Source organism: Streptomyces sp. ADMS, assembly GCF_033441795.1.
Taxonomy (GTDB): Bacteria; Actinomycetota; Actinomycetes; order Streptomycetales; family Streptomycetaceae; genus Streptomyces.
Genome location: NZ_JAVFVX010000006.1, coordinates 47,166 through 73,729 on the forward strand (window position 1 = coordinate 47,166; position 26,564 = coordinate 73,729).

Below are 26,564 nucleotides of genomic sequence, written 5' to 3' on the forward strand. Positions count from 1 at the left end.
TGGTCCGCCAAACGGCGGAAGAGGTTTCTGGTGATGGCGTTTCCCAAAGCCATGACACTGAGTGTCCGTGTCAGGCGGCTTGGTCACACCGGTTCCGGAGCGTGCCCTGAATGCCGCTCAGCGCCTGCACACGACGAATGGAACGCCGCATGAAACACAGAGTGGCTTGGGAGGCTCCCGGAAGAATGTCTGTCCCGGACGGGGACACAAAGCACCTCGCCATGGTGGGGTCGGGTGCAGACTTGAGGTTAACACTACCGGATCCAACAAACATTCCCCCTCTCCAAATCCGGCAACCGTATGTAGTTGAATGTCGCTGCGCTGAATGCCGCAGCGTTCGCTGTGACCGCGTTGGACGTCGCCCCGTTGATGTCGTCGCCTAGCTTTCTCCGGGCGCCGCGAGCGGCAGAACGCTCGCACCCCGGGCGTCGAGGTCCAGCCGGTTGGCGGCCCAGCCCTCACCCGCCAGCCGGGAGACCTTGTCGGCCGTGGCCTCGTCGGCCAGCGCCAGGACCGTGGGCCCGGCGCCTGAGATCACCGCGGGGATGCCGTCGGCCCGCAGCCGCTCCACCAGCGCCGCGCTCTCCGGCATGGCAGGGGCGCGGTATTCCTGGTGCAGCCTGTCCTCGGTGGCCGGAAGCAGCAGTTCGGGGCGCCTGGTCAGTGCCTCGACGAGCAGAGCGGCGCGCCCCGCGTTGGTGGCCGCGTCGACGTGCGGGACGGTGCGCGGCAGAAGACCGCGCGCGGTCTCGGTCAACACCGGCTTCCCGGGGACGAAAACCACCGGAACGACGGAACGGGCGGGTTCCATCCTGATCGCCCGGGCGGCGCCGGCCTCCATCCAGGAGAGCGTGAACCCGCCGAGGAGGCAGGCGGCGACGTTGTCGGGGTGCCCCTCGATCTCGGTGGCGAGTTCGAGCAGCGCCTCGTCGTCGAGCCGGCTGTCGCCACCTGTGGTGACGGCCCGCGCGGCGACGATGCCGGCGCAGATGGCGGCCGAGGAGGACCCGAGGCCCCGCCCGTGCGGAATGCGGTTGGCGCACACGATCTCAAGGCCGCGCGGCTGTCCGCCCAGCAGGTCGAAGGCGGTGCGCAAAGACCGTACGAGGAGGTGGTTCTCGTCGCGCGGGAGCGTTTCGCTGCCCTCACCCGCGATGTCGATGTGCAGCCCGGAGTCGGCCACCCGGACGACCACGTCGTCGTACAACCCCAGCGACAGGCCCAGGGCGTCGAAGCCCGGACCGAGATTGGCGCTGGTGGCGGGGACGCGCACCCGGACGGCGGCGGCTCGGAACGCTGGACCGGCCATCGCTCGATGACTCTCCTTGAGCTGCGATTTTGTCGAAGACACTCGATACGACACGGAAACTTGAGAACGGCTGAAGACGTACGTGGAGACCCTCAGGCCGCTGGGACGACGCGGCGCCGTGCCAGATGCGGAGGCATATGCGGCGGGCGGGTTCACCCCAGCTTATCGAAGGAAGGTTCTGTGGCGACATAGGGCGCACAGGAGGCGCACGATGCGTGTCGTAAGCCCCCTGTGCACCCGCCATGGGGACTGGGTAGGGAGTACCCCGGTTCGGATGGTCAGTACCCGGTCTACGCGAGTCCGAGTCGCTCGGCGGCGGTCGCGGCGTCCACGGGGACGACGACCGGCTTCGGTGCGCCCTCGGTGGCCCAGCCCGGGTCCTTCAGGCCGTTGCCGGTGACCGTGCAGACGATGGTCTGGCCCGGGTCGACCCTGCCCTGCTCGGCCGCCTTCAGCAGGCCCGCGACGGACGCGGCGGACGCCGGCTCGACGAAAACGCCCTCCTGAGCGGCCAACAGCCGGTAGGCGCGCAGGATCTCACGGTCCGTCACCTCGTCGATGAGGCCGCCGGACTCGTCGCGTGCGGCGAGCGCCTGCTGCCAGGAGGCCGGGTTGCCGATGCGGATCGCGGTGGCGAGCGTCGAGGGGTCCTTGACGATCTCGCCGCGCACGATCGGGGCACTGCCGGCCGCCTGGAACCCCCACATGCGCGGGGTGCGCCGGGCGATGCCATCGGCGGCGTACTCGGTGTAGCCCTTCCAGTACGCGGTGATGTTGCCCGCGTTGCCTACCGGCAGGACATGGATGTCGGGCGCGTCGCCGAGCATGTCGACGATCTCGAAGGCGGCCGTCTTCTGTCCCTCGATACGCACCGGGTTGACCGAATTCACCAGCGCCACAGGGTAGTTGTCGCTGAGCGACCGGGCGAGGGTGAGGCAGTCGTCGAAGTTGCCCTCGACCTGGAGGATCTTCGCGCCGTGGACGAGCGCCTGGCCCATCTTGCCGAGGGCGATCTTGCCCTGCGGCACGAGAACGGCCGAAACCATACCCGCGCGCACGGCGTACGCGGCGGCGGAGGCAGACGTGTTACCCGTGGAGGCACAGATGACCGCCTTCGCGCCCTCCTCCTTCGCCCGGGTGATGGCCATGGTCATACCGCGGTCCTTGAAGGACCCGGTCGGGTTGGCGCCCTCCACCTTGAGGTGGACCTCGCAGCCCGTGCGCTCGGAGAGCACCTGCGCGGGGACGAGGGGCGTGCCACCCTCGCGGAGCGTCACGACCTGCGTGCTGTCGGAGACGGGCAGCCGGTCCCGGTACTCCTCGATGATTCCGCGCCACTGGTGGGTCATTGCTGGTTACTCTCCTTCAACCCGCATGATGCTGGCGACACCCCGCACGGTGTCGAGCTTGCGCAACGCCTCGACGGTTCCGCCCAGGGCGGCGTCGGACGCACGATGGGTGACGACAACAAGGGAGGCCTCGCCGTCCTTGCCCGTCTGCCGAACCGTATCGATGGAAACCCCGTGCTCGGCGAACACGGTGGCCACCTGGGCGAGAACACCCGGTTTGTCGGCGACGTCAAGGCTGATGTGGTAGCGAGTGACCACATCGCCCATGCCCGAAACGGGCAGCGCGGCATACGCCGACTCACCGGGCCCGGTCGTCCCGCTGAGCCGGTTGCGGCACACGGCGACGAGGTCACCGAGCACAGCGGAGGCCGTCGGCGCACCGCCGGCTCCGGGCCCGTAGAACATCAGCTGCCCGGAGGCGTCGGACTCGACGAACACGGCGTTGTAGGCGCCGCGCACGGAGGCGAGCGGGTGCGTCAGCGGGATCATGGCCGGGTGCACACGCGCGGTGACGGACCGGCCGTCCCCGGCGCGCTCGCAGATGGCGAGCAGTTTGATGGTGCAGCCCATGTTCCTGGCGGAGGCGAAGTCGGAGGCGGTGACCTCGGTCATGCCCTCGCGGTAGACGTCGTCCAGCCGCACGCGCGTGTGGAAGGCGATTCCGGCGAGGATGGCGGCCTTGGCGGCGGCGTCGAACCCCTCGACGTCGGCGGTGGGGTCGGCTTCGGCGTACCCGAGGGCGGTGGCCTCGTCGAGGGCTTCCTGATAACCGGCCCCGGTGGAGTCCATCTTGTCGAGGATGAAGTTGGTGGTGCCGTTGACGATGCCCAGCACGCGATTCACCTTGTCACCGGCGAGGGACTCGCGAAGCGGCCGGATGAGGGGGATGGCACCGGCGACAGCGGCCTCGTAGTACAGGTCCGCGTCGTGCTCCTCGGCGGCTGCGTGCAGGGCGGCGCCTTCCTGGGCGAGGAGGGCCTTGTTGGCGGAGACGACGGACGCCCCGTGCTCGAAGGCGGCGGTGATCAGGGAGCGCGCGGGCTCGATACCGCCGATGACCTCGACGACGACATCAATGTCGCCGCGTTTGACGAGGGCGGTCGCGTCGGTGGTGACGAGGGCGGGGTCGATGCCTTCCCGCACCTTGGAGGGCCGCCGCACGGCAACTCCCGCGAGTTCGACAGGAGCACCGATGCGCGCGGCGAGGTCGTCGGCGTGCGTCGTCATGATGCGCGCCACCTCTGAGCCGACGACCCCACAGCCCAGCAGCGCCACCTTCAGCGGACGCGTACGCATCATCCGACCTCGTTTCCTCATACGTCTACGGTTCATAAGTCTCACTCACCGGACTGAAGTTTCTATCCATCGTCCGGATCGTGAGATGTTTATTTCGTTTCCCGAGCGGCGGAAGACAGGAGATCTTCCGCCGCGGTGTCTGCGTGGATCACCCCACGTCAAGACGGAGAAGATCCTCCTCGGTCTCCCGCCGCACGATCACCCGCGCCTCGCCTTCACGCACCGCGACAACGGGCGGACGCAGGGCATGGTTGTAGTTGCTGGCCATGGACCGGCAGTACGCGCCGGTGGCCGGCACCGCGATGAGGTCACCCGGGGCCAGGTCGGCCGGCAGGAAGGCGTCCTTGACGACGATGTCCCCGCTCTCGCAGTGCTTGCCGACGACCCGCACGAGCATGGGCGCGGCCTCGGAGGTCCGCGAGACCAGAGCGACGCTGTACTCGGCGTCGTAGAGCGCGGTCCGGATGTTGTCGGACATCCCGCCGTCGACGGAGACGTACGTACGCAGCCCGTCGAGGAGCTTGATGGTGCCGACCTCGTAGAGGGTGAAGGCCGTGGGACCGACGATGGCCCGCCCGGGCTCGACGGAGATACGAGGGGTGCGCAGCTTCGCGCCCTCGCACTCACGGCTGACGATCTCGTTGAGCGCCTTGGCGATCTCGTGCGGCTCGCGGGGGTCGTCGCCGCTGGTGTAGGCGATACCGAGCCCGCCGCCGAGGTCGATCTCGGGCAGCTCGACCCCGTGCTCGTCACGAATGTCCCTGAGCAGCCCGACAACGCGATGCGCGGCGACCTCGAACCCCGACATGTCGAAGATCTGCGACCCGATGTGCGAGTGAATGCCGATCAGCTCAAGCCCATCCAGTTGCAGCGCCCGCCGCACGGCCTCGGCGGCCTGCCCGCCCGCGAGCGGAATGCCGAACTTCTGGTCCTCATGGGCGGTGGCGATGAATTCGTGGGTGTGTGCTTCCACTCCGACGGTGATACGGATCTGCACGCGCTGCCGCCTGCCGAGGGACTGCGCGATGTGGGCGACGCGGACGATCTCCTGGAAGGAGTCGAGCACGATCCGCCCGACTCCGGCGCGGATGGCGGTCTCGATCTCGTCGACGGACTTGTTGTTGCCGTGGAAGGCGATGCGGTCGGCGGGCATACCGGCGGAGAGGGCGGTGGTGAGTTCGCCACCGGAGCAGACGTCGAGGTTGAGCCCTTCGTCGTGCAGCCACCGCACAACGGCCCGGGACAGGAACGCCTTGCCTGCGTAGAAGACGTCGGCGTCGGGCCCGAAGGCGGTACGCCACGCACGAGCCCGCTCACGGAAGTCGGTTTCGTCGACGAGATAGGCGGGGGTGCCGAACTCCTCGGCGAGCCGGGTGACCTCGATCCCTCCGACGCTGACGACACCGTCGGGCGTACGGGTGACGGTCGACGCCCAGACCTTCCGGTCCAGGTGGTTGAGGTCGGCGGGCGGCGCGGAGGGGTGCCCCTCGGGCAGCACATCGGCGTGACGGGGCCCGGCGGGGTGTGCGGAACGGCTCATGGCTGTGTGGCTTCCTCGGTGATGTCAGAGGTATTTCAAAGGTGTTCGGGTGCGTCGATACCGAGCAGGGACAGGCCGCCGGCCAGCACCGTCCCGGCGGCTTCGACGAGCGCGAGCCGGGCCCGGTGGGCGGCCGAGGGTTTCTCGTCGCCGAGCGGCAGCACGGTGGGGAGAAAGGCGAGCGTGGCATCGGCAAGGGTGACGAGATGCCGGGCGAGCCGGTCCGGGGCGCGGTGGGTGGCGGCGCCGAGGAGGAGGCGGGGGTGGTCGGCGAGGAGGCTGAGGACAGTCCGGGCCGCGGGTACGTCGGTGGGGTCGCCGGGGTGGGCGGTGAAACCGAGGTCGGCGGCGTTGCGGCACAGGGCGCGCGTACGGGCGTAGGCGTAACGCACCCGGAAGAGGGGGTTGCTCTCCCGCTGGACCAGATGCTCGGCGCCGATACGGGGCCGGTCGTGGGGGGCGGGATGGAGGAGGGCCCAGCGGGCGGCGTCGGGGCCCAGGGGGGTGGGGTCGCGGGGAGCGGGGGGAAGGGTTCGGAGGTCGAGGAAGACCTTTTGCTGCTCCCGTTCGCCCTGCTCGCCGGTGCCCCGGTGGACATGGACCCGCCCGGCCTGGGTGGCGACGATACGTACAACCGCGTCGGCGACGGCGTCGGCCCGGGCCTCGTACTCGGCCGGCAGCCGCAGCGACAGCACCTGGCCGGCGAGGGCGTCACTGTGTCCGTAGCGCAGGCCCTGGGCGAGGATCTCGCGTACGAAAGCTGCGGGGGCCGCGCTGTCGAGGCTGATGTTGAGGAACCCAGGGCCGGTGATCTCGACGCCGCGGACGCCGGGGGCGGCGCTGATCCGCTCGCGGAGCACCTCGGCGACGTACAGGGGCGGGCACCCGGCGGGGCGGGCCAGCTGCAGCGCGATGTTCGTGGCGTAGTCCCCGGAGCCACCAGGTCCGGGCGCGGCGACGACGGCGCGTGCGGGGACGGCGACGCTCAGCTCTCCCGCGTCGACAGCGCGACGTACCGCGCACAGCACGGTACGGGAGAGCTCGACGGGGGTCACGGGACAAGCGTATGGGAGGAGGGGGGTGGGTAGGCGACTGGGTTTGGGGTGGGTCCGCCATGTGGACGGAGAGAGAAGAAGGGAGGAGAACAGAGGGGACGGCGAGTGTCAGCCGCCGGCGTGCCGGCCGGCACGCTCGGCCTCACCGGGGGCGCCGAGGGCGCCAAGCGGACCGAGGGCGCTCCCGAACGAGGCGCCGTCCCGACCCCGTTCGGCCAACTCCCTTACCAGTCTGATGAGTTCGGCGGGATCGAAGGGCTTGGCGAGAAACGCGTCGACGCCGACATCGAGCCCGGCCTCGACCTCGTACTGCGTACAGGCGCTGATGACGGCGAGGGGCAGGGCGCGGGTACGGGGGTCGGCGCGCAGCCGGGCAGCGGTGCTCAGACCGTCGAGGCGGGGCATCGCGACGTCGAGGGTGACGACGTCGGGCAGCACCTGATGAATGACTTCCAGACACTCGGCACCGTCAGCCGCGGTCACGACCTCGAAACCCTCCAGTTCGAGGTTGACCCTGATCAGCTGCCGGATGACCTTGTTGTCGTCGACAACAAGCACCCGGCCGGACACGCCCGGCACAACTCGAGGGTAGGTCGAGACCGGCCACCGCGTCCGGCTTTTCGCCACTTCCACGGGCGCGATCGAACGCCTGCAACCTCCGGCGCCACCCCCAAAACCCGTTCCTGATCACCCCGAACGAGCTGGTAGGGTTCTACTCGTCGCCGCGCAAAGCGCCAGACACGCCCCCGTAGCTCAGGGGATAGAGCAACGGCCTCCGGAGCCGTGTGCGCAGGTTCGAATCCTGCCGGGGGCACTCGCCGGTCACAGACCTGAAACCAAGTCCTGACCAGGGCGGATGCCGATGTCAAAGGGTGGGAGTCAGTCCAACTGACTCCCACCCTTTCTCACTGTCTCTCACGGTTCACGCGTGAGGAGCGCGTGGGCTACACGCGGGTTCACGCGACGTCCGGCGGCTCCCATCCCATGGTCTTTTCGATCTTCCTGTTGTTCTCTTCCTCGCTGTTGTCGACGACACCCGCGTAATGCCGATGGATGACCTCCGGTGAGGTGCCGGCGCGCCGGGCCACCTCGGCGACCGGAAGGCCGGAGCGGAGCCAGTCCGTGATGCAGGTAGCGCGCGCGTCGTACGGCTTGCGGCCCAGCGGGGTGTGCAGCTTGTTAGGCGGGAACGCGTACGGTCTCGCCTCGTGCCAGACCCTCCAGTAGCTGGACGTGCCCACCAGGCCACCCCGCTCGTTCTGAAAGAGCCGACCGTCCGCGGCCGTGCCGAACTCCTTCAGGTGCGCCCTGAGCATCGCGACCAGCACGGGCGGGATCGGCACCGGCCGCTCTGTACCGGGCTCGCGCGCTTTCAAGCCGCGGCTGTCGTGACGCATGCCGGAGTCGGTCCACTTCTTACCCGACACAGGACGTGTCGAGCGAAGCGTGAGAACTCCCCATCCAGTCTTCGGCAAATGGCAGTCGTCCAACCGAAGTCCCACCACCTCCGCCGGGCGCATCGCCGCATAGAGAATGCAGCCGAAGAATGCGACCAAACGCCTTCCCCGATTACGGTGAACCGAACCGACGTACGAGACCGCTGCCAGGAACTCCCGTCCCTGTGTCTCGTTCATGAGCGCCCTTGGGTCGACTCGGCCGCTTCCCCCTGCGGTCGACCGTTTCAATCCAATGATCGGGTTTCCGTCGACATACCCCTTCTGAATCGCGTACGTCATCGCTGTATTGAAGCCGCGACGGCGACGCTTGTACGTCTCCGTGGCCGCCGGTTTCCCATCGAGCCTGTAGGACAACCGGTAGTGGACGTCCTCAACAACGTCGGAGTCCCTGAGAGCTGACAGCGGCAGGGAGTTGGCGGCGAGCCACTCACAGGTTTTCTCCAGGTCTGACGGGGGTTCCTCGCCCTCGTGGGCCGGTACAACCGCCCATCGCACGGCACGGCGTACGTCGCGCAGTTCCGGCGCCCCCGAACTCTCCCCCATCATGCCGAGGGCCGCTGACGCAAGACTGTCTGCCAGTCCCTCACGCGTCTTTGCCGCCGCGGTACGCCAACGCCGTTTCATGTACTCCTGCGAGAATTCCCACCAGGAAGGGTCTGATTTGATCGCAGCCTTTGCGGCTTCGGCTGATGCCGCCTCACGGACTTCCGATTCAGGTAGCCCTGATTCCATGTCAAAGGCTTCGCCCTTGCGCATGGCCTGCCACAGTTCCGATCGGCGGCTCTCGGCAAGAGCCGATGTTGCGAACGACGCGTAACGCAGCTTGCCAGCAACCACCCAACGGAGTTGATAGGGAGCCGTCTTGCTGGAAATCTTGCCGACTTTCCACACACGGACGTCGGTGGACAACGTGGGTTCCTCGGCTGCGGCCGGACTATCTCCTTCACGAGAGCCCGGACCCCTGCCGGTATTGCGGTGCGTCACGCAGCGTCCTCCCGTTCCGAAAGCCAGCGCTCGTATTCGGATCGGCGGATTCGTACGTCACCGTTGGGCAGCTTGATTGAGCGGGGCCCCTTCCCGAGTTGGCGCCACCGGTAGAACGTCGACGGAGCTACCTTCAGATCGGTGATGATCTCCGCAACGGTCAACTTCTCGTCCAGCGCGCGGGCGCTCATACGGCCGTCCCTTCAGGTTCGGTCGACCCGGACAGCCCGGACAGCTCCAATTCCGACTGTCCGGGCTGTTCGTGCTGGTCAGAGGGGATAACCGGACAGTCGGACAGTGCGGACACCTCCGGGGTGCTCTGTGTCCGGGTCTCGGTGTCCGGGTAGTACCGGCCGCTGCCGTCCTTGGTGAGCTGTCCGGCTTCGGCCATGCGCGAGCACGTGCGGCGGATGGTGTCGATGTCGACGTGGGACAGTTCGCCCGCCATGTCCTTGGGCTTGGCTCCGGGATGCGCGCGGACGTAGCGGAGGATCGCGGCTCGGGTGTCGCCGACGGTGTGGTCGGTGACGGGGCCGTCCAGCAAGTGCCAGGCTCCGGAGGCGGGTTGGAAGCTGAGGGCGTACTCGGATTCGTCGACGTCGCGTCCGGTGACGTGCAGGATGCCGTCTGCCTGTCCACGCGCCCGCTTGAGTACGAGCGTGGCGTCTGCGGCGCCCGCGATGCCGTTGGTCCCGGAGACCTCTGTCAGGAAGTCGTCCGAGCCTGCCTTGCGGACGTGGTGGACCAGGACAACGGCGATGCCGTAGTGGTCGGCGAGCCGTTTCGCGTAGCCGACGGAGACGTAATCGGCGTCGTAGGCGGACACGCCTTGCGGGGCTTGGCCGCGCATCTTGGCGAACACGTCGATGACGACCATGCGGGCGTCCGGGTTGCGGTCCAGCCACTGTGCAATCGCCTCGGTTCCGCCCTGAGGGAAGGGCGGGCACTCGGTCACGAGGGTGAGCCCGGCCGGCGCCTTCTGCCCGCCCAAGAGTTTGCCCATGCGGGTCTGGAGACGGCGCGGGGTGTCCTCCAGCGCGAGGTAGAGGACCGGGCCGCCGTCGACGGGGACGGAGTCGAATGCCTTGCCCCCGGCCGCGACGGCGAGGGCAAGTCCGAGGGAGAGCCAGGACTTGCCGACCTTGGGCGGTCCGGCGAGCAGGCTCACACCCTCGGCAAGGAGGCCAGGCACGGCCCACTTGGGCTCGGGGAAATCCGCGGCCATGAGCTGATCGGCCGTCCATGCCGTGCGCGGGCGCTCCCGCTTCGGCGGCGCGATGGCTGTGGGCTGGGGGTCGCTGGGGACCGAGTACAGGTGCAGCGGCGGGATCGGGTTCGGTTCGGCGCTCATGCCGCGACCGTCCGGGGGCGACGGGCCCCGGCCCTGAGCCCGGAAGCGATGGTGCGCCGTGCCTCGCCCTCGCCCTGGCCGACCTGGAGCGCGGCAGTCAGCAGCCAGCCGGTGACGTCCGTCTCGCTCAGCTCTCCCCCGGCAACGAGCTGTCCGAGGGCGACAGCGGCGATATAGAGGGCGTGGTTGTGCTGAGCGTCGCCCGAGCCGGTGACCCGTTCGACTTCCCCGTTGACGGCTGCGTTCAGGAACGCGGTGCGTCGTCCGCGACCGGTGAGGGCGACCGTGACGGGCTTCTGCGCCGGCAGCGGTGCCGGGCGCAGGAGTTCGGCGAGCCAGACCGGCAGCGGAGCCACAGACGTGTTGTGGACGATCTCGTACGGGCGCCCTGCGAAGGTGCTGCCCGCACCGACGACCAGGCCGCCGACGGCGCGGGTGTCGACCTTCCAGCCGAGCCCGCGGGCACTGTCCCCAGCGGTGTTGCGCAGAGCTTCGCCCTCGGGCGCGGCGAAGTACAGGTGGGTGCCGCCGCTCCACGTACGGACCGTGTACGTGTCGGTGGGGAGCGGCTGGCCATGACGCTCGCACAGCACGGCGAGCACGTCGGCTCCGTCGGTGACGCCGTGTTCGGCCCATGCGGCCGGCGGGGTGTCGGCGGGGTGTTTGGGCCGGTCCAGGTCGACGACGACCAGGCCGGACGGGCCGGTCGCAATGCCGACGTTGTACGCGGCGTGTGTCCAGCACCGGGTGATGCGTTCGCGGTCGGTGGTGGCGTGCTGCTCCCAGTCGCGGACGGCGGGCCGCTTGTCGCCGGGGATGAGGGGGAAGACGCGCCAGTGGCGTGACGCTGCGTCAAGTGCTGCGTGAAGTTGGGCAGGGCCGTCGGGGTACGGCATCCTGGGGTTCTCCTGTTCTGTCTTCGGATGGGCAGGGAGAACCGCGGCGGCGGGCGACCTTTGCTGGGGAGTCCCGCCGCCGCGGCGTTGCTACTGGTTGCTGGCCCAGTGGGCGTATTCCTGGCGGACGTAGCCGCGCGGTTCGGCGGCAGCCCTCGGGTACGCGGCCCGAATCGGTCCGCTCAGGTGTCCGCCGCTGTTGTCGCGGTCGTGGTCGACGAACCGGCGGGCCGCTTCCGTGGCCGCCGTGTCGGCGTCGCCGGTGATGCCCGCCTGTTCGTCGCTCAGTGCGATGCGGTCCAGCAACGCGGCCTTGCGCAGCCAGTACTCACGGCTCGGGCTCTCCCCGTGCCGCCTGTCGACGGCCGTACCGGCGACCCATGCGATCTCGCGGGCAGTGTTCGGGGCGAACACGTATGCCGCTTCCGGGGTGGGCCACGAGCCCTGTTCGACGCGGTGGTCGGCCCTGGCGTAGAGGCGGGCGCGCTTGCCATCGCGGGCAGGGTCGACGGTGACGGTGCCGGTCGCGAAGGTGCTGTCCAGTGCGGCGACGATGCGGTTGGTGTCGGCCGGGTCGCAGATGATGCGGATCTCGAACACAGGTGGTCCTCTCGGTGGGTTAGAAGGGCGGTTGGTTGCTGTAGCAGCCGCAGGTGCGTGAGCGGGTGCCGCAGGCCGGGCAGGCTCGCCGGATGCGGAGCCAGCGGGGGCTGTGGGGCAGCCAGACGAACCGCAGCGGCAGGAACGGGGCGCACTCGCAGTCGTCGTAGTCCGGCTCGTCCTCGCCGTACACCGCGCCGATCACCTCGCCCTCGCCCCCGCAGTACAGGCAGTCGGGATCCGGCAAGCGGTGCAGGGCGAGGATCGGGCGCGGGCCACGCGGGCGCCCGCCGACGGGGTAGGAGACCCATCCCGCGTGGTGCCGGATCGCCAACCGGTGCCGGGCGAGCAGACGGCCGATCACGCGGCGTCCGGGCGAGTGAAGGTGTCGTACTGGTCAGTGGTGATGAGGCCGCTCTCACGCCATTCGGCGAGAAGGTCGGTCTGTCCCTCGGGGTCGACGCACTTGGAGCACAACCGCCCGGTCGGCCGGTTGCGGGTGCGCTCACCGGGCGGGCGCTGGCCCCATTTGCAGGCGGACAATCCCGCGGCTTCGGCCTCGTTCTCCAGCTCCCTCAGGGGCTTTGCTGCGTGGGGGTAGAAGAACTCGATCTCGTCCAGTTCTCCGGGCTTGGCGAACGCTCCGCACAGGCACTCCCCCGACATGTGCAGGTGAACGGTCACCTCGTTCAGCGGCAACACATCCGGGTGGCACAGGCGGTGCGGGGCGTGTTCGTGCGGGAGGTCGCAGCGGTGGCGGGCCCGGTACTCGCGCATGTGAGCATCGGTCCAGTGCACGATCGGTGAGACCCAGATCAGCGAGCCTTCCCGGTCGACCTCTTCGGCGTTACGGAACCGGCGGTCGGTTTCCGCCCAGCGCATGCCGCCGAGGTAGATGACGTTGCGGGTGCGCCACTGGGTGCCGACGATCTGTGCGCGCAGCCGCTGCAACGGCTCATCTTTCAGGCGCCGGTACATCACGGAGTGTCCGGCCGGTCCGGGGAAGCCTTTCCAGACCTGGCGGCCGATGTTCTTGCCGCGGGTGGACAGCACCCGCCCCAACACCAGGTCCGCGTAACTGTTCTTGGGGTGCAGTTCATGCAGCCGCAGCCCCCACGCGGCGACCACGTCCCGGACGTGCTGGGTGGTCTCCGGGACACCGGTGCCGGTGTTGACGTGGGCGATGGCGTCCACCCGCTGACGGAACAGGTGGTTGACAATCACGGAGTCATTGCCGCCCGAGAACAGTCCGATCGTGGCGACGACCGGGTGTGCGGCAAGGACCTTGTCCACCATGGCGTGAGACTTCGCGATCGCCTCATCCAGGGTGAGGGCTTCCGGCTCCGCTTCAGCTTTGGGCGGCGTGCCGTCGATACGGTCGGCCATGCCGGGGAACATGTCCACCAGCTGCCGCTTCCTCTTACTACGGGACGTCATCGCGTCAGCGCTCCTGAGCAGTGTCGACGGCAGGGAGTTGGGGCAGGCCGGCGGATTCGAGGGCCCGCGGGTCGAAGCCGGGGAGGGTGGCGCGGGTGACGAGGGCTTGGGCGAGGGCTTCGGCGTAGGCGGCGCCGCTGCGGGCGACTTCGATCTGTGTGGTGGCGCGCAGGGTTTCGACGCGTTCGACGTGCGCGTATTCCTCGCGCCGCTCGCTCATGTCGCGTTCATGGGTGAGGCGTTCGCGGCGGTCGGTGCGCCAGTAGCGGGCGGCGAGTCCGTAGGCGCCCGCGGTGGCCACCGACCACAGCAGCATGGGCAGCGGCAGTCCGTCGGTGTATCCGGCGACCCCGGCGAAGGCGAGCGCTCCGGAGGCGGCGAACGCGGCTCCCACGAGCACGGAGTCTCCGGTGCTGTTGCCGGCGGCCACGCCTGCGGCGGCGGCACCGAGGGACAGGGAGGTCATCAACACGGCATTGCCGACGCTGTGTTCAGCACCGTTGGCGTTCCAGATCCGGGCGAGCGCGAGCACGGTGGTGGTGGCGATGGCGGGCGCTGCCTTCGGTGCGGCGATGGCGAGCCAGTGCCGGGCGACGATCGGTTCGTTCACGGGAAGCACTCCGTTCAGCTCAGTTGGCGAGGTCGGCGGCGAAGTGGGCGAAGGAGGCGACCAGGTCGCGGATGGGCTCGGACGCGCCGGTCCCGGCGGCGAAGAACCCGAACAGGAACAGCAGCACCGCGGCGCCGAACCCGGCCGAGCGGGTCTTGACGACGACGATGGAGGCGATGCCGAACAGCAGCACGGCGGAGAAGATGACGGTCATCGGGTGCCTTCCGGGCGGGGGGTGTCGGTGCCTGTGCGGTAGATGCGGGCGGCGCGGTTGTAGAGCCAGCGGCCGACGCGGATGCGCTTGCCGTGGCCCTTGCAGCGGCCGCACGGCTTGCCGCGCTTGAGGCGGCCTTTGCGGTCGGTCTTGAGCTTGTGGCCCATGCCGCGGCACTTGCGGCAGTCACCGAACGGCGAGGCCGCACACAATCCGCCGTAACCGAGCGTGATGGTCAGCAGGCAGGCGATAGCAAGGGCTATGGGGGTCATCGGGGGGCCTCCGGGGCAGTTTCCGGGGTTTTCGCAGGTGGGGTGCTATCCGCTAGATCGCAGATGGGGTGCTGTTTTGGGTGCTAGCGGGGGTGCTACCGGTAGCGGGTCACCCCGCTACCGGTAGCGTCCGTCCGGGGTCAGGCGGCACCCCGGCTCTCGTCACGCTGCGCTATCACGGTGGTGAGGTCGTCGCGGGCGATGCCGCGGCGGGTGGTGCGCTCACCGTCGTCGGTGGTCCCGGCCACGCCGGTGGTCTTGATGCCGTGCGGCTTCAGAGCGCTGGTGACGTTCTCGCCCTTCCATCCGCCGTAGACCTCCGGGCGCAGTTCGGCGAGCCGGGCGGCGATCCGCTCGTTCCACACCCGGTTCTCCGATGCGGGCACGACGGCGGCGACGTCGGCGAGCAGGTCGTAGGACGGCCCGGCCGTGGTGTCGGCGTCTTCCCCGAGGGCGTGCCCGGACAGGGTTCCTTCCGCCTTGCGCAGCGCGTGCGCGCGCTGCGCGATGGCGTGGGTGGCGTTGTCGTCCAGGTAGGCGGTGCGCACGACGACCGGCAGCGTCGAAGCGCCGGCGAGGTAGCCGTTACCGGCATCGATCTCGGGGCGGAACGAGGTGGCACGTACGCCGTTCTTGTAGGCGGACGTGCCCAGGATCATGTCGTTCTCGACCTGACCGGCGACCTTGAGGGCGAAGCGGATGGAGACGTTGCCGCTGATGCCGGTCGGCAGCGAGTCCTTGTCGGGGCGCTGCGTGGCCAGCACGAGCATCACACCCAGCGCGCGACCGAGCTTGATGATGAACTCAGCGTCGTCACCAGCCTGCTTGCCGTACTTGGGGTGCGCGAACAGATTCTGGCACTCGTCGAACACGGCGAGCAACGGCCACAGCTTCAGCGAGCGCTTGTCGGCAATCGCGCGGGTGATGCGCTTGTCCGGGCACAGATCCCGCGGCAGCATCTTGATCACACCCGCGCGGCGCATGACCTCCTCGCGCAGCAGCTTGAGGGAGTCGGCCGCGTACCGGATCGAGTCGTCATCGATCCCGGAGACGAACCGGTGACTGACTGTTTCGAGCGCGTCCAGGTCACCGGTGCCCTTGTTCTCGTGCAGCCACAGTTCCACCGACGGATCCATGGCCGCACCACAGGACAGCACCCGCACCGAAGCGGTCTTGCCCTGGCCGGGCAGCGAACCGATGAGAATGTTGTGCTGAATCATCGGCACCGACTGAGCCCGGCCGCGCGGGTCGATCCCGAACGGAATCCGCTTGAAGATGTCGTGCCGGCGGGCGTTGGCCAGCGGCCACTTCACGATGCCGGTCTTGGACAGGTCTCGGTCACCGACCCACAGCACGAGCCGTCCCTCGTGCTCGTTGGGGTCGGCGTCCGGCCACACGCACCCCAGCGGGCGGCGCAGACCGGACGCGAGACGGGCGCGCCGGTCGGCCACGTCGGCGACGGTCACCCCGAGGGGAAGGTCGATGTCCGCGCGCCAGCCCGGACCCTCACGGGTGATCGGGGAGACGAACCGGATACCGTCCTGCCCCTTGGCCACAGCTGAGGCGATCTGGCCGATGCCGATGGACGCCATGGCCTTGACCACGATGTCGCTGGTCAGCTTCTGCACCTCGGTCTTGATGACCGCCCGCGTGGCGAGCGGCGCATCCGCTGGCGCCCCCGCCCACCCGAAGCCGAGCACCGCCACCACAGCGGCGATGAACTGCGTGAGCGGCTGCGCCCCGAACACCAGGAACAGGCCCGCGACCAGGGCGGACACGCCTACGAGGAGGGTGACGACGACGCGCAGTCGCACCCGGCGGTCGCGCTGCCGCGACAGCTTCAGGTATTCGTCCACCCGCTCGTGCGTTGCCGTGTACTGGCGAAGCGCCTCGCCCTCGCCATCCACGGCCCAACGCCCCACCCTGCTCAGGGTGTTGAGCGCGCCGCGCGGGGAGCGCCAGACGAGCTTGGGCAGGTAGACGAACGGCACACGGACCGCGTGGAAGGCAACGGTGTGCCAGGCGTGCCCGGCCAGCCAGCCGAGCGCTTCCTCGAACTCCGCACGCGACTTCAACCACGCGGGGAAGACGTCCAGCCGCTTGGAGTTCTTGATGCGGTCGATGACACCAGGGCCCGACACAGTCGGCACCTTCTGGTCCACCAGAGTCGACGGAGAGTCGCCCGACTCGGTCGGCTCCGGGTCGGCCAACCCGTCGGCCGACTTGGACGGGGCGGAGTCGCCCGACCCGTCGGGCGACGGGTCGGGGGTCGAGTCGGGCGACTCGCCGCGGGCGGTGCGCGCCTTGCCGAGGTCGACGACGTCGCCCCCGGAGTCGGCGGACGGGGCGGGGCTCATCTCGGGTTCGAGTCGGTTGAAGAGTTCGTTGTCGTCGGGCTGGTTCACTTAAGGGTCCTTCCGGATCTGCGGGAGGTGGGCCCGGCCGTCGCTGTAGGAGGTGAGCGGCCGGGCCGATCGTGCGTGCCCCGGGCCGGATTCGATCCGGCGCCCTCACGGCATGGATGCCGGGGCGGTGTGCCGCGGCTACGCGGCGTGGGCGACGGTGCAGACAGGGCCGCCGGCCGGGCGGGGCGTCACCACCAACCGGACGACTTCTTGGCCGCCTTGACGGCGGCGGCCTCGTTCACGATCCGCTGCCGCTCCGTCTCGAACGCGGCGATCTCCGCGCCTATGCGGGTCTCGGCGCGGCCCCAGGACGTTTCGAGTTTCCGGTCGGCGCGGGTGGTGCTGCGTCCACGCACCACCTGGACCGAGCCGCCGGCCAGAGCACGGACGATCGCCCGGCGTTCGGGACCGGTCAGCGGCCACAGCTCGCGTTCACGGACCGCTTTGAGCTTGCGGGTGGCCAACTGGATTTCGCGGTCAACGCGGCGGGTGTTGGGCTTGCCCATGGTCAGGTACTCCTCGGGGAATCGCAGGGGCAGGGTCGGGGTAGGCGCAGGGCACGCAGGTGCCGAGCGAGGTGGGGATGACGTATCCGGCGTCCGTGCGGCACTGCGGGCACGTGCGGCGGGCCCGGTTGGCCTTGTCGAGCGCGGCTCGTCTGCCGGGGGTCATGGGCCGTACCGGCTTGGCGCGGTCGACGCGGTAGAGGTAGGCGACCAGCGGACCGCGCCGGTAGCGCGGGCGCAGCACCTGCGCCGCCACGGGCTGACCGCCCGGCCGCAGTCCGCGGGCACGCAATTGCCGGCGGGTGGCATAGCCGTCCGGGGCCAAACGCCATGGGAACGTGGGCACGCCGTGCTGAGTGCCGGTCGGGTCGTAGCACTTGGCGAACGTCAGGGACGTCATGCCGCCACCGCCCCGGACTGCTCGCCGGCGGCGAGGAAGCGTCGGCCGATCCATTCGGTGTAGGCGGGAGGGACGGCCTCGGTCAGTTCCTCGCGCACGTCGGTCCACGTGATGCCCATCGCCGCCTGCATCTCGGCAACCGTGGCTTTGCCGCCCCCGGCGCCGTAGGCGGCGACGTAGGGGCCGTCGAAGTAGCGGCCGTGCCGGTAACCGCGCACCCGCCCACGGTGCGGAACGTGCGCGGGCTGCTCGGTCGTCCAGCCGCCCAACTCGAAGTTGCGGTGACGGATGACCCCGAGCCCGAACATCTCCCCGCACAACGTCAGGTGCTTGCGGATCTGTGCGCGGCCGTTGGGCTGCTCGATGACGTACGGCAGACCCGTGGCATCGAGCAGCGCACGCGTGCGGGCCACCAGGTCGACGTGCGTACCGCCCCAGCCCTGCGAGGCATTGGTACCGACGGTCAGGGCGCAAGCGCGTTGCCACGGCGGCGAGGCGTGCGCGAACCCGTACCGCTCGATCTCGCCGGACGTGATGAGCGCGGCGAGGTGTTCGAGGGCATCGCCCCGGTGCTGGGGGAAGGGGTAGTGGGGCCGGTCGGCGATGTCCACCCCGTCCACGGCGAACCCTGCACGGTGGTAGCCCATCGCCGCACCGCCCGCGCACGAGAACAGATCCAACAAACGCGGCCGACTCATGCCGCCACCCCCACAACCGGCGCACCGGTGCGGGCGCCGCGTCGGCCGGAGCGGCGCCCGGCGACCGTGGCGAACAACCGCCCCAGCCCCGCCCGACGCATCCCGGCACGGCCCTGCTTCGCCGCGTACATCGCCTCATCCGCCCTACGCAGCAGACCGGACAGGTCATCCGCGGGGAAGTCGCAGGCACGCACCCAGCCGAGCGAGACGCTGGTGTGCACATCCGGGTTCTGGCCATCGGCCGGCCGGGCGAGCACCCCGTGCAGCACCGCGAGCAGATCGGCGGCGGTGCCGTGGTCGTCGATGAGGACGGCGGCGAACTCATCGCCCCCGAGCCGCCCGGCCACCCCCGTGCGGCCGACGTGGTAGGCGAGCCGGTCCGCGGTCGCCTGCAACAGCGCGTCCCCGGCGGCATGCCCAAACGTGTCGTTGATGTGCTTGAAGCGGTCGACGTCGGCGAGCATGACGACCGCGCGCGGGTCCTTGAGCAGGGCCGTGGCCCGGCGGGTGAACGTGTCGCGGGTGGGCAGCCCCGTGAGCGGGTCACGGCGTGCCGTGTTCAGCCGGGCGTGCAGCCAGCGCACGTGCAGTGCCCACCCGGCGGCCAGCGGCAGTACGGACGGCAGGATCGTGGTCAGGGTGTTCATGCCGCGGCCCCCTCGCCGGTGTTGACGGGGTGCAGGTGCGGGCCGTCGGCGCGCTCGGCGAGCAACAGGTCTCGCAGGACACGGGAGTTGGCCGCTGAGCAGTGCAGTGTGGTGCGGATGGCTTCAGCGTTGACCGCGTCGTCCGTCCAGTCGGCCGTAGCCGTGCGGGCTTCGGCGAGCAGCTCCGCAGGCGTCCGCGGCGCCTTGGCGGGCTTGCCCTTGGCCGTCTGGGGAGCGCGCTTGCGCGGCGCCTTGGGCGCCTTCTCCTTCGGGTGCTCGGGAGCGTCCACCGGGGGTACAGGCCGTACGGGCGCGCCCTGCGGCGCGAGTTCACCCAGCTTCAACAGCACCCGCTCGGGGCGGGGTGTCTTGGAGCGCCAGCGCCGGCCGTGCTCCTCGCGCAGCTGCGCGCGGGCCAACTGCCGTTCCCGCTCACGACCCAGCGCCACCGAGTAGGAGGTGACCTCCCACAGCGTCATGCGCCGCCACAGACCAAACGTCGACAGCGGGGCGAGCAGCCACCGTGAGAACCGGATCTTCTCCATCCGCCGTCCGGTGACGGCACCGATCCGGGACGCGTAGACGTGCGCGGCCACCTCGGACAGCACCACCCACAGCAGCGGCATCGTGCCGTGCGCGAGTTTCGCGGACAGCGAGTGGCCGGCCGCGATGTTCAGCCAGCACGTCACCCCCGTCAGCACCCACGGCACGAACCGCACCCAGCCCAACGGCATGTCCGTACGGATCAGCAGCAAGAACGCCGCGGTGAACACCGGAATAGCCGCATCGATACCGACCGGCAGCATCCACGGGTAGGCGAACCCCCAGCGGGCGCCCGCAGTCGACACCGCCTCGAACGACGACGCAAGCCCCAGCCCGCCGACCCCGGCCGCAAGCACCGCGACCGTGCCCAACAGGATCTTCTCGGGCTTCGACAGCGGCGGCACCGCCGGACGTCCGGCGGTCTGTGCCGTCTCGGTGGTGGTCATCGCGTACCTCCGTCCAGCGGCCGGATCCTGGCCGCGGCCATGAGCACCACGCGCACCGGGTGCGCGTGGTACTCCGGAGTGGTGTCCTCGCACCACTCCCACTCGGCGTCCTCGGCGAGCGAGAAGCCGAGCGAGGCCAGCGCTTTTGCCCGCTCCCCGGTCGTCGGGACCGGCGCCGACGTGGGCCACGTGAACACAGGCCACTCATCGACGCGGCCCACCTGCACGACGGAAAGTTGCCAGCAGGGCCCGGCGATCCGCTCCGGGACCGTGGTGCCGCAGCAGCGCACACCGATGAGAGCGTTCAGAGCACGGGGAGAGGTCACTTCTCCTCACCACCCTGCGATGCACGCAGCTGCGCGTTCATCAGTTGCGCCTGCACGTCGGCCACCTGACCGGCCGTGATCTGCTCGTAGACGGCCTGGCTCTCCAGGAACATCCGGTCGTCGAAGTTCAGCCCGTCGCTCATGCCGCAGCTCCCTTCCGGGAGTTGCGGCGGCCGGCGAACCGGGCCAAAGGGACGACGTCGAACAGCTCCGGGTTCGACTCGACAACCCCGGCCGCGATGCGGACCAGGTTGTCGGGAAGCTCCGGGTTCTCGGTGAGGATGTCGCGCGCAGCGTCCAGACGGGCCGCGCGCTCCATCTCGCTCTCGCCCTCAACCCCGAGCCACAGCTCAACCGGGGTACCCAGGGCCAGTTCCATGAAGTCCGCAGCGGAGACGGCCTGTTGGCGGCCGATGTAGGTACGCAAAGTGCTCTCCTGAGTTGAAGGAACAGGGAGAACCGCGGCGGCGGGCGACCTTTGCTGGGGAGTCCCGCCACCGGGCTGGACAGCCGAAGCCGTCCCGTTCAGGTATGCGATACACGCTTGAACATGTACCTCACAGTGGCGCGCCCGGTAGCGGCTGTCAAGTCCTTCGCTGCTTTCGGGGTGCCCTGCGACGTGACATAAGGTTGCCGCGCCAAGGCGGGACGAAGTCACCACGCTGCTGGACGACTTGGGACGTCCTCGATAGCGTTCGGGGAGTCAAGTACGTCCCTGGACGTCCCCCGGAGTTGAAATGGCGAACGAACGCCTACGCTCGGCGATGCTGACGCACGGCATCACGGTCGACGCCATGGCGGCCCACGTGGGCGTGGACCCGAAGACCGTCGAGCGATGGATCACACAGGAGCGCGCGCCTTACCGGCGGCACCGCCTCACCATCGCCGCGTTCCTGCGCGAAGACGAGACGTACCTCTGGCCAAACGGACTCCCGGACAGCCAGCGGCAGGACGCCTCCGACGCCGAGGTCTTGAAGGTGTACCCGCACCGCTCCTACGTTCCACCGGAACTTTGGTTGCAGCTTTTCGGCCGGGCGACGCGGGAGATCGGTGTGCTCGTCCACGCCGGCGTATTCCTGGCGGAGAACCCACGATGGCCCCAACTACTGCGACAGAAGACGTCGTCCGGTGTGCGGGCCCGGATTCTGCTAGGCGATCCCACGAGTCCAGAGATCCAGCGGCGCGGGGAAGAAGAGGAGATCGGCGAAGGCGTCGCGTACAAGGTGCGCGAGGTCATGAAGCTCTATCGCCCGCTGTACTCGGTCCCTGGTATCGAGTTCCGGATGCACAGGTCGACTCTCCACAACTCCCTCTACCGCTCCGATGACGAGTGGCTGGTCAACACGCAGGTGTACGGCGTGAGCGCTCCCATGGCCCCGGTACTCCACCTCCGGCGTGTCGCCGGAGCCGAGTTGGTTTCGACATACCAACAGAGCTTCGAGAAGGTGTGGTCCGAAGCTGTCCCCATCGAAAGGTCCTCATGAGCAACCGCACCGACTACTTCAACGACCCCGCCGCACCGGAGGCCAACAGCATCGTGCCCGCGGTGACCGCGTTCGTCGTGAACGATGCGGGCGCCGTACTCCTGGAACAGCGTTCAGACAACGGCCGCTGGGGTATGCCGGGGGGCGTTCAGGAAGTCGGGGAGAACATCGCCGGTACGGTCGTCCGGGAAGTTCGGGAGGAGACGGGGATTCATGTCGAAGTGGTCGGCCTGGTCGGGATTTTCACCGACCCCGGACACATCATCGCCTTCGCAGACGGTGAGGTGCGTCAGGAATTCTCGCTCTGCTTCCGGGCCCGGCCAGTCGGCGGCAAGATCGAGGTCAGCTCGGAGTCTTTCGCCGTACGGTGGGTTCCCAGAGAGGAGCTGGACTCTCTCGATGTCTCGCCAACCACACGGCGACGCCTTGACGCGGGGTTCCGTGACGCCGAGGTCCCTGTGATCAGCTGAGCTTCGCCACCATCGACTCAGCATGGCGCCGCCTCACTCGGGCCACCCTTGCCATGAGTTCGGGCCGGGCCGCGGATACCGCCCGGAAGACGACGTGCTCCGGGCCGTACCGCTCCAAGACCTCGGAGAGCCGTTCAGCAGGGTCCACCAGATCCCCGACCGGACTACTGGTCAGGTCGCAATAGGTGATGGCGTCCACCAACTCGGGGTCAGTGAGCTCAAACTCGCCGAGCGCATCGGCCAACCCAAGTTCGGTGGCCTCCCACGAAGAGGACGTGTGGAAGGCCACGATGCTGCACAACCGCGGATCGGCCCCAACGACGTCACGCAGGTAACGGGCCCCGTCGATCATGTGCTGTCCAGTGTCCACGGCGACTTGGGCATACCCGATGTCGTGCGCGATGGCGGCGGCGGCCAACAGTTCGGCGTCTTCACCCAGCGCCGGCGCCAGTGCCAGCGCCTGGGAGTAGACCCGCTGGGAGTGGGCCCACCTTTGCGGCAGGGCCTCAGCCAACAACGACTCAGCAAGGTCATGGGCCCAGTTGGCCAGTTGCATTTTCTACTGCCTCCGTGGCAATCGGGAGTTCAGGAAGAGGAGCTGACGAACCGACCAACGCCGTGCCGCGCTTCGACGTGGCCGGCAGTCTCCAGTTCACGCACGGCGCGGCGAACCGTGCCGCGAGACACCCCGTACTTCTCAACGAGGGCCGCTTCGCTCGGAAGACGCGTGCCAGCAGGCAACTCGCCCTTCCGGATCTGCTTCAACAAGTCCGTCATGATCTGTTCGTACGGCGCGGCCTCGGTGTCCCCAGCGACCTTGCGGCCGACACCAGCCACGGTCTTAATGTCCCCCGCCTCTTCGAGGCTACGCAGGGCGCGGCGAACCGTCGTACGCGCTACCCCGAACTCGCGCCCGATGTCAGCCTCGGACGGCAACCCGTCCGGGTAGGATCCGGCGGCGATCCGCTCGCGCAACGCCTGAGAGATCACCTGATACGTCCCGCGTGGGCTGGGGCTCTGCACGCATTCCTCCTTCGGACACCGTCGCCTCCCAGCTTCCCACGCACGCCCGTGGAGGTGGAGTGTCCGACCTGTCCGGCTGTCCGGTTACCCCATTGAACTGGGAAAACGACCCGGACAGGCTTAGGGGAAGCTGTCCGGGCTGTCCGGTGGCCCGTAAGAAGGGGGTACGCGTTGCTCCGCGTGCGTATGCGAGCGAAGGCGGGAAAACCTTTGCGGCTGAGGCGGCCGGTTCCGCGGCTTTAGCCAGACACGTTGGGGCGAGCCTCTAAGATCATGACCCCAACGTCGTGCTTTAACGGACAGGTCCACAGGCTACCCGGCGCGCCGTTAGCTTACGGGGCCATGATCACTCACGCCAAAGCAGCTCCAGCCTAAAGCCGTGGAGCCGACCTCATCACCCGAACCTGCCCCAACCCGCCCTCAACGGGTAGATGTCCGCTCTATGATCTCCCCAACGCTGCAAGCAAACACTACTCAGGAGTAGGAAGTTCGATGGCGAACCCTGACGCTCCCCAGGACTCCCCAGAAGGCAAGCCGACATTTCTTTGCCGGATAGGGACGATCTTTCTACTCTCTTCGAATAAGCGTGAATTCAGCAAGTACCAAGAGGATATGTGCAATGCCCTTCAAGGAGATCCGAGAGTTCAATGGGTCAAACGTCCCAAAATGAACATGGACTTCTGTAGACACTTGGCGGCATACCCTGACGCCAAGGAATCGGACCCTGACGAGATCATGCATGGGTCCGACGCCCTGCGCGCAGTCCATCTTGACCAACCGATCATCTTCAAGATGGTCATTCCAATCAAGAATCAACCGCAGCATCATCACGCCGACGACATTCCTACAGACACGTACTGGGTTGCCTGGGACGGGGTCGTTGTGATGATCCTATGGCGCCATAAAAAGAAGGACCTGCCCCGATCTGGCGGTCAAATCGTCATGCAGCTACTTGAGGAAGTCTGCAAGACAGTGAGTCTGGGGGTGCTCAACCAGGCATGCTCTCCGGCCTGTAGCAACGTATTCATGCACTCAGACCTCATCGTCAATCAAGTAGAAGGGCTGGATGAGGCCCGAGTGCTGGATTCCGACCGAACCACGGTTGAAATCGCCACTCCCCCCAACGAGCAACCGGAAGATGTACTCATCGATCTATTCTTTGCTTTCGGGCGGCCATCGCTCTATTTTGCACGCCAAAAGAACTTGGGTCGTCGAATCATTGACTTGGAGACCGAGGCCTGGGGAAGAGCGTCGCACCTCCTTTCCCACTACGCTGCACATGCAGAGGCGTCAGCCTTGCCCATAAAAGATCGCATCGGCGCCCGCTGGAAAAACCGTGGCTGGCGATCCGAAGTCCGCTCCCTATCCGCTCAGACATGGGTCTGCATGACTGGAATTGAACTAATGCTCCGAAAATGGAAGGAGCTCAAGAATGACTTCTCAGATGCAGCCACAGAGCATTCATGCATGCCTGTATACGAAACGGACTACACGGACGATGTGGCCATCATCGAGTCAATCGACCTTTCACGCCTGGAAAGCATGAGTACACAGATTGAATCCCGCTTGGACAATCGCCTGATCTCTATTGCTACGGCTGGTGGAGCAATTTCAGGTGGCATCACGGGCGCCCTAGTTTCGTTGCTGGGAGGATAAGCCTGCCAAGCCCCGGTTGTGGCCCCGTGGTCTGTAACAGTCAGTCCAGCCCGAGGGCTCGGAAGTGCGCAGCGAGCGCCTTAGGGGCAGACCGCCATCCGTAATGATCGATCTCCTGAGTGCAGTGCTCAGGGCGCTCACTGTTGACCAACCGTCGACAACTGCCGACAGCTCAGCAGCAGGTCAGAGCGGTGATCAAGAGGCGACCGCAGGTCACGGCCGCCAATGATCAGTTGTGGCTGTGTAGTACGAAGTACCGCAACCATGGCGGGTCCACACTATCCGGCTACCGATGAGCTGTAACACCCCCGGTGTTACAGCCCGTCGGCGAAGCCGACCCTGGGAGCTCGCAGGCACCGGAGGTGCCTCCCTCTCTACTTCTGAGCCCCAGCGCCAAGCCTTCGCGTGAGGAGCGTGTGGGTCATGCCTGAACGCGATCTTGATATGGCTCCATAGCAGGTCAGAGCCACAATCAAGCACGTCATGCGCGTGCCCTCCGGAGCCGTGTGCGCAGGTTCGAATCCTGCCGGGGGCACTCCGGAAAAAGCTCCTGACCTGCAGAAATACAGGTCGGGAGTTTTTGCGTTCACGTCAAAACGCACACGGTCTTTTGACCGTTCCTCTTTTCGAGCGGCACAGCGTCTCCTGCGCCGGATCCCGCTTCTCCTGCTGACACATTTCTGCAGGTCAAAGGCCGTTCATCGGGCGCTCATTGACCAGCTTCACCGCCAGGCACCGCCAACACAGCGATCGCGCTACGGAGCGGGCATTTCACCCCCAGCGCCTCGCGAAGACCTCACCTGACCTGCCTAAATGTGTCCGATGCCGCATTGAAGCGCACACGGTCTGGTGGGTCGTTTCCGATTCCGCCTGAACGCCTGCTTCTCCGTTGCCGCTCCGCTCGTCATCACCGTGGGCGCGTAGCTGGTGTTCGAAGGGCGGAGAGCTGGCGTTGGATCTGTCCGGCCTGGCGGCAGAGCCGGACGCCTTCCCTCACCCAAGGCGTTGAACGACCGGCCATTGCAGTGGAGTTGACGGATCGCTAGAGTCGTTCTGCCAACTACTCACAGGAGGCTCCTTGACTTCATCGCTTCATACGTGGACACAGCCGGACGGCTGTTCCGGGGCGACCTAAGCCCCGCCGCGTACCGCTGGTGACCACTTGACCCAGGTCAAGTGCGTCCAGATCCAGCGGAGATAGCGAACAAGTCAATGGAGGTACCGAGTGTCGGCCAACTCGACGCACCAGCTCGCCTGCACGCATCCCGGGCGTGATGTTGCGATCGTCAGTCTGTGTGCTGTTGTGGTTTCTCTCGTCGCGGTCATCGTGGTGATGGCCTTCCATGGCAACCCCCTCGCGACTTTCGGTGCGAGTGGCAGCGCCTTCGCTGCGGCCTTCAGCGGAGGCATGGGCGTACTGTCCCACCTCAAACGCACCGCGTAGTGACTCGGGAGGGGCGGCCGGGACCGGCTGCCCCTCAGCGGTCTTCCCCGGTCACCATTCCCCACAGCCGGTCCGAGAGTTCCGGATGCCCCTGGAGTACCGCTGTACACCCAAACCCCAGATTCGAGCTCGCGTCGGACCAGCAC

Annotated in this window: 31 protein-coding genes and 1 tRNA gene; 5 read left to right on the forward strand and 27 right to left on the reverse strand. The window is 68.0% G+C overall.

What is annotated here, in order from left to right; genetic code table 11:
- Nucleotides 1-379: 379 nt before the first annotated feature.
- The 6 genes from thrB to RB628_RS04290 form a co-directional block, all read right to left on the reverse strand.
- A complete protein-coding gene (thrB, locus tag RB628_RS04265) occupies nucleotides 380-1,309 on the reverse strand; it encodes a homoserine kinase (RefSeq protein ID WP_318318897.1) in 930 nt (309 codons plus the stop codon).
- Nucleotides 1,310-1,599: 290 nt separating this feature from the next.
- On the reverse strand, nucleotides 1,600-2,658 hold the full coding sequence (gene thrC, locus RB628_RS04270; RefSeq protein WP_318318898.1) for a threonine synthase: 1,059 nt from the start codon (nucleotides 2,656-2,658) through the stop codon (nucleotides 1,600-1,602).
- A gap of 6 nt (nucleotides 2,659-2,664) precedes the next feature.
- Nucleotides 2,665-3,957 carry a homoserine dehydrogenase gene (locus RB628_RS04275; RefSeq protein ID WP_318318899.1) on the reverse strand — a complete coding sequence of 431 codons (1,293 nt, stop codon included), beginning with the start codon at nucleotides 3,955-3,957 and terminating at the stop codon, nucleotides 2,665-2,667.
- Between the two features lie 145 nt (nucleotides 3,958-4,102).
- Nucleotides 4,103-5,494, reverse strand: coding sequence for a diaminopimelate decarboxylase (gene lysA, locus RB628_RS04280; RefSeq protein WP_318318900.1), 1,392 nt, complete (start codon nucleotides 5,492-5,494; stop codon nucleotides 4,103-4,105).
- 35 nt (nucleotides 5,495-5,529) lie between these two features.
- Nucleotides 5,530-6,549, reverse strand: coding sequence for an ArgS-related anticodon-binding protein NrtL (gene nrtL / locus RB628_RS04285; protein WP_318318901.1), 1,020 nt, complete (start codon nucleotides 6,547-6,549; stop codon nucleotides 5,530-5,532).
- A gap of 108 nt (nucleotides 6,550-6,657) precedes the next feature.
- On the reverse strand, nucleotides 6,658-7,128 hold the full coding sequence (locus tag RB628_RS04290) for a response regulator (protein ID WP_318318902.1): 471 nt from the start codon (nucleotides 7,126-7,128) through the stop codon (nucleotides 6,658-6,660).
- A 163-nt stretch (nucleotides 7,129-7,291) separates the two neighbouring features.
- Here RB628_RS04290 and RB628_RS04295 point away from each other — a divergent pair.
- A tRNA-Arg gene (locus tag RB628_RS04295) sits at nucleotides 7,292-7,363 on the forward strand.
- Nucleotides 7,364-7,505: 142 nt separating this feature from the next.
- Here RB628_RS04295 and RB628_RS04300 read toward each other — a convergent pair.
- From RB628_RS04300 to RB628_RS04390, 19 genes are all read right to left on the reverse strand, one after another.
- Complete coding sequence (locus tag RB628_RS04300; protein WP_318318903.1) at nucleotides 7,506-8,915, reverse strand: site-specific integrase; 1,410 nt, start codon at nucleotides 8,913-8,915, stop codon at nucleotides 7,506-7,508.
- Between the two features lie 71 nt (nucleotides 8,916-8,986).
- Nucleotides 8,987-9,181 (reverse strand): helix-turn-helix transcriptional regulator, encoded by a 195-nt coding sequence (locus RB628_RS04305; RefSeq protein WP_318318904.1) that lies wholly within the window; start codon nucleotides 9,179-9,181, stop codon nucleotides 8,987-8,989.
- The gene (locus tag RB628_RS04310) at nucleotides 9,178-10,341 is read right to left on the reverse strand and encodes an AAA family ATPase (RefSeq protein ID WP_318318905.1); all 1,164 of its coding nucleotides are present in this window, start codon (nucleotides 10,339-10,341) and stop codon (nucleotides 9,178-9,180) included. The genes RB628_RS04305 and RB628_RS04310 overlap by 4 nt, the downstream gene beginning before the upstream one ends.
- Complete coding sequence (locus RB628_RS04315; RefSeq protein WP_318318906.1) at nucleotides 10,338-11,237, reverse strand: bifunctional DNA primase/polymerase; 900 nt, start codon at nucleotides 11,235-11,237, stop codon at nucleotides 10,338-10,340. Before RB628_RS04315 ends, RB628_RS04310 begins: the two co-directional genes overlap by 4 nt.
- 90 nt (nucleotides 11,238-11,327) lie before the next feature.
- Nucleotides 11,328-11,837, reverse strand: coding sequence for a hypothetical protein (locus RB628_RS04320; protein WP_318318907.1), 510 nt, complete (start codon nucleotides 11,835-11,837; stop codon nucleotides 11,328-11,330).
- 19 nt (nucleotides 11,838-11,856) lie between these two features.
- On the reverse strand, nucleotides 11,857-12,201 hold the full coding sequence (locus tag RB628_RS04325; RefSeq protein WP_318318908.1) for a hypothetical protein: 345 nt from the start codon (nucleotides 12,199-12,201) through the stop codon (nucleotides 11,857-11,859).
- The gene (locus RB628_RS04330; protein WP_318318909.1) at nucleotides 12,198-13,274 is read right to left on the reverse strand and encodes a phosphoadenosine phosphosulfate reductase family protein; all 1,077 of its coding nucleotides are present in this window, start codon (nucleotides 13,272-13,274) and stop codon (nucleotides 12,198-12,200) included. Before RB628_RS04330 ends, RB628_RS04325 begins: the two co-directional genes overlap by 4 nt.
- A 4-nt stretch (nucleotides 13,275-13,278) precedes the next feature.
- The gene (locus RB628_RS04335) at nucleotides 13,279-13,884 is read right to left on the reverse strand and encodes a hypothetical protein (RefSeq protein WP_318318910.1); all 606 of its coding nucleotides are present in this window, start codon (nucleotides 13,882-13,884) and stop codon (nucleotides 13,279-13,281) included.
- 19 nt (nucleotides 13,885-13,903) lie between these two features.
- A complete protein-coding gene (locus RB628_RS04340; protein WP_318318911.1) occupies nucleotides 13,904-14,098 on the reverse strand; it encodes a hypothetical protein in 195 nt (64 codons plus the stop codon).
- Nucleotides 14,095-14,370 carry a hypothetical protein gene (locus RB628_RS04345; RefSeq protein WP_318318912.1) on the reverse strand — a complete coding sequence of 92 codons (276 nt, stop codon included), beginning with the start codon at nucleotides 14,368-14,370 and terminating at the stop codon, nucleotides 14,095-14,097. Before RB628_RS04345 ends, RB628_RS04340 begins: the two co-directional genes overlap by 4 nt.
- 140 nt (nucleotides 14,371-14,510) lie before the next feature.
- Nucleotides 14,511-16,775, reverse strand: coding sequence for a cell division protein FtsK (locus RB628_RS04350; RefSeq protein WP_318318913.1), 2,265 nt, complete (start codon nucleotides 16,773-16,775; stop codon nucleotides 14,511-14,513).
- A gap of 188 nt (nucleotides 16,776-16,963) precedes the next feature.
- Entirely contained in the window at nucleotides 16,964-17,281 is a 318-nt protein-coding gene (locus tag RB628_RS04355) for a hypothetical protein (protein ID WP_318318914.1), read from the reverse strand.
- On the reverse strand, nucleotides 17,253-17,681 hold the full coding sequence (locus RB628_RS04360; RefSeq protein ID WP_318318915.1) for an RRQRL motif-containing zinc-binding protein: 429 nt from the start codon (nucleotides 17,679-17,681) through the stop codon (nucleotides 17,253-17,255). The genes RB628_RS04355 and RB628_RS04360 overlap by 29 nt, the downstream gene beginning before the upstream one ends.
- A complete protein-coding gene (locus RB628_RS04365) occupies nucleotides 17,678-18,379 on the reverse strand; it encodes a DNA methylase (protein ID WP_318318916.1) in 702 nt (233 codons plus the stop codon). Before RB628_RS04365 ends, RB628_RS04360 begins: the two co-directional genes overlap by 4 nt.
- Nucleotides 18,376-19,026, reverse strand: coding sequence for a GGDEF domain-containing protein (locus tag RB628_RS04370; protein ID WP_318318917.1), 651 nt, complete (start codon nucleotides 19,024-19,026; stop codon nucleotides 18,376-18,378). The genes RB628_RS04365 and RB628_RS04370 overlap by 4 nt, the downstream gene beginning before the upstream one ends.
- Entirely contained in the window at nucleotides 19,023-20,015 is a 993-nt protein-coding gene (locus tag RB628_RS04375; protein ID WP_318318918.1) for a DUF2637 domain-containing protein, read from the reverse strand. Before RB628_RS04375 ends, RB628_RS04370 begins: the two co-directional genes overlap by 4 nt.
- Entirely contained in the window at nucleotides 20,012-20,341 is a 330-nt protein-coding gene (locus RB628_RS04380; RefSeq protein ID WP_318318919.1) for a DUF6303 family protein, read from the reverse strand. The genes RB628_RS04375 and RB628_RS04380 overlap by 4 nt, the downstream gene beginning before the upstream one ends.
- Entirely contained in the window at nucleotides 20,338-20,484 is a 147-nt protein-coding gene (locus RB628_RS04385) for a hypothetical protein (RefSeq protein ID WP_318318920.1), read from the reverse strand. The genes RB628_RS04380 and RB628_RS04385 overlap by 4 nt, the downstream gene beginning before the upstream one ends.
- A complete protein-coding gene (locus RB628_RS04390; protein ID WP_318318921.1) occupies nucleotides 20,481-20,768 on the reverse strand; it encodes a hypothetical protein in 288 nt (95 codons plus the stop codon). The genes RB628_RS04385 and RB628_RS04390 overlap by 4 nt, the downstream gene beginning before the upstream one ends.
- A gap of 367 nt (nucleotides 20,769-21,135) precedes the next feature.
- On the opposite strand from RB628_RS04390, the gene RB628_RS04395 reads away from it, so the two are divergent.
- Nucleotides 21,136-21,825, forward strand: a complete 690-nt coding sequence (locus tag RB628_RS04395) for an XRE family transcriptional regulator (RefSeq protein WP_318318922.1) — start codon at nucleotides 21,136-21,138, stop codon at nucleotides 21,823-21,825.
- The gene (locus RB628_RS04400; RefSeq protein ID WP_318318923.1) at nucleotides 21,822-22,295 is read left to right on the forward strand and encodes an NUDIX domain-containing protein; all 474 of its coding nucleotides are present in this window, start codon (nucleotides 21,822-21,824) and stop codon (nucleotides 22,293-22,295) included. Before RB628_RS04395 ends, RB628_RS04400 begins: the two co-directional genes overlap by 4 nt.
- Here the strand turns inward: RB628_RS04400 and RB628_RS04405 are convergent.
- Together RB628_RS04405 and RB628_RS04410 are read right to left on the reverse strand one after the other, a co-directional pair.
- The gene (locus RB628_RS04405) at nucleotides 22,288-22,851 is read right to left on the reverse strand and encodes an HD domain-containing protein (RefSeq protein WP_318318924.1); all 564 of its coding nucleotides are present in this window, start codon (nucleotides 22,849-22,851) and stop codon (nucleotides 22,288-22,290) included. The genes RB628_RS04400 and RB628_RS04405 overlap by 8 nt on opposite strands.
- Before the next feature lie 29 nt (nucleotides 22,852-22,880).
- On the reverse strand, nucleotides 22,881-23,318 hold the full coding sequence (locus tag RB628_RS04410; RefSeq protein ID WP_318318925.1) for a GntR family transcriptional regulator: 438 nt from the start codon (nucleotides 23,316-23,318) through the stop codon (nucleotides 22,881-22,883).
- A gap of 492 nt (nucleotides 23,319-23,810) precedes the next feature.
- Between RB628_RS04410 and RB628_RS04415 the strand changes: the two genes are divergently transcribed.
- Both RB628_RS04415 and RB628_RS04420 read left to right on the forward strand, forming a co-directional pair.
- The gene (locus tag RB628_RS04415) at nucleotides 23,811-24,974 is read left to right on the forward strand and encodes a hypothetical protein (protein ID WP_318318926.1); all 1,164 of its coding nucleotides are present in this window, start codon (nucleotides 23,811-23,813) and stop codon (nucleotides 24,972-24,974) included.
- 1,225 nt (nucleotides 24,975-26,199) lie between these two features.
- On the forward strand, nucleotides 26,200-26,418 hold the full coding sequence (locus RB628_RS04420) for a hypothetical protein (protein WP_318318927.1): 219 nt from the start codon (nucleotides 26,200-26,202) through the stop codon (nucleotides 26,416-26,418).
- Nucleotides 26,419-26,564: the final 146 nt, after the last annotated feature.